Origin of the sequence: Rhodoferax sp. UBA5149 (assembly GCF_002413825.1) — a bacterium.
In the GTDB taxonomy this organism is placed as follows: Bacteria; Pseudomonadota; Gammaproteobacteria; order Burkholderiales; family Burkholderiaceae_C; genus Rhodoferax.
In genome coordinates this window covers 34,544-36,714 of record NZ_DHXT01000131.1, presented here as the reverse complement: position 1 = coordinate 36,714, position 2,171 = coordinate 34,544, and the positions used below count along the sequence as shown (strand labels likewise).

The 2,171-nt window shown below is 60.8% G+C and carries 2 protein-coding genes; both read right to left on the bottom strand.

From position 1 onward, the window contains the following. Positions 1 to 594: methylmalonyl Co-A mutase-associated GTPase MeaB (gene meaB, locus B3V69_RS11600; protein WP_296446685.1), on the bottom strand; the 594-nt coding region annotated here is incomplete at its 3' end. A 5-nt stretch (positions 595 to 599) separates the two neighbouring features. Then, positions 600 to 2,171 (bottom strand): methylmalonyl-CoA mutase (gene scpA, locus B3V69_RS11595; RefSeq protein WP_296446681.1); only part of this gene is annotated, 1,572 nt, incomplete at its 5' end.

Below are 2,171 nucleotides of genomic sequence, written 5' to 3'. Positions count from 1 at the left end.
GTTGATCACCACCAGGTCGGCCAACTCCATCACGCCTTTCTTGATGGCTTGCAAGTCGTCGCCCGCGTTGGGCAACTGCATCAGCACAAACATGTCGGTCATATTGGCCACCGCCGTCTCCGACTGCCCGACGCCCACGGTCTCGACGATCACGATGTCGTAGCCTGCCGCCTCGCAGACCAGCATGGCCTCGCGCGTTTTCTCGGCGACGCCGCCCAGCGTGCCGCTTGATGGGCTGGGGCGAATGTAGGCCTGCTCATGCACCGACAACTTCTCCATGCGCGTCTTGTCGCCCAGGATGGAGCCACCCGAAACCGTGCTGGAGGGGTCGATGGTCAGCACCGCCACGCGGTGGCCTTGGGCTATCAGGTACAAGCCCAGCACTTCGATGAAGGTGGATTTGCCGACGCCCGGCACGCCGCTGATGCCCAAGCGGAAAGACTTGCCGGTGTGCGGCAGCAGGGCTGTGAGCAGTTCATCGGCCTGCGCGCGGTGGTCGGCGCGGGTCGATTCGAGCAGCGTGATGGCCTTGGCGATGGCGCGGCGCTGCTGGGCACCTGTGGCCTGGACGATGGCGGCGACGGAAATCACCATTTCATTCAGGCAATCGCCTTCTTGATTTGCTCCAGCACGTCTTTTGCACTGGCCGGGATGGGCGTACCGGGGCCGTAAATGCCTTTGACGCCCGCCTCATAGAGCATTTCGTAATCTTGTCGCGGAATCACGCCGCCGACGAAGACGATGATGTCGTCGGCGCCTTGCTTCTTGAGCTCGGCGATGATGGCCGGCACCAGGGTTTTGTGGCCTGCTGCGAGTGTTGATACGCCCACGGCATGGACATCGTTTTCAATCGCCTGGCGCGCGCACTCCTCAGGGGTCTGGAACAGCGGGCCCATGTCCACGTCAAAGCCAAGGTCGGCAAAGGCGGTGGCCACCACTTTGGCACCCCGGTCATGGCCGTCCTGGCCCAATTTGGAAATCATCACCCGCGGGCGACGGCCCTCTTTTTCGGCAAAGGCGTTGATTTCAGTTTTGAGGGCATCCCAGCCCTCCGCCGAGTCATAAGCTGCTGCATACACGCCGGTCACCTTTTGTGTGTCGGCGCGGTGGCGCCCGTAAACTGTTTCCAGCGCGTCGCTCACCTCGCCCACGGTGGCGCGCAAACGCATGGCTTTGATCACCAGATCGAGTAAGTTGCCCGTATTCGACTCTGCTGCGGAAGTGATAGCAGCCAACGCAGCATTGACGAGGGCTACATCACGATTTTGTCTAATAAGCTTCAGACGTTCGATCTGCCCGTCGCGCACCGCCACGTTGTCGATGTCGCGGGTTTCAATCGCATCTTCGGTCTTGAGTTTGTATTTGTTGACGCCGACGATCACATCTTTGCCGCTGTCGATGCGGGCCTGCTTCTCGGCCGCCGCCGCTTCAATTTTCAGCTTGGCCCAGCCGCTGTCCACGGCCTTGGTCATGCCGCCCATGGCCTCGACTTCTTCGATGATGGTCCACGCGGCGTCTGCCATGTCCTGCGTCAGCTTCTCCATCATGTAGGAACCGGCCCAGGGGTCGATCACGTTGGTGATGTGGGTCTCTTCCTGGATTATGAGCTGGGTGTTGCGGGCGATGCGCGAGCTGAACTCAGTCGGCAAGGCAATCGCTTCGTCAAAGCTGTTGGTATGCAGGCTTTGCGTGCCGCCGAACACGGCCGCCATGGCTTCGATGGTGGTGCGTACCACGTTGTTGTACGGATCCTGCTCGGTCAGGCTCCAGCCGCTGGTCTGGCAGTGGGTGCGCAGCATCAGGCTCTTGGGCGACTTGGCGTCGAAGCCCTTCATGATGCGACACCAGAGCAGGCGCGCGGCCCGCATCTTGGCCACTTCCAGGTAGAAATTCATGCCGATGGCCCAGAAGAAGCTCAGGCGCCCGGCAAACTCGTCCACGTCCATGCCTTTGGCGATGGCCGTCTTCACATACTCCTTGCCGTCGGCCAGCGTGAAGGCCAGTTCCAGCGCCTGATTGGCGCCGGCTTCCTGCATGTGGTAGCCGCTGATGGAAATCGAGTTGAACTTTGGCATGTTCTTGGCCGTGTACTCGATGATGTCGCCAATGATGCGCATGCTGGGCGCGGGCGGGTAGATGTAGGTGTTGCGCACCATGAACTCTTTCAGAAT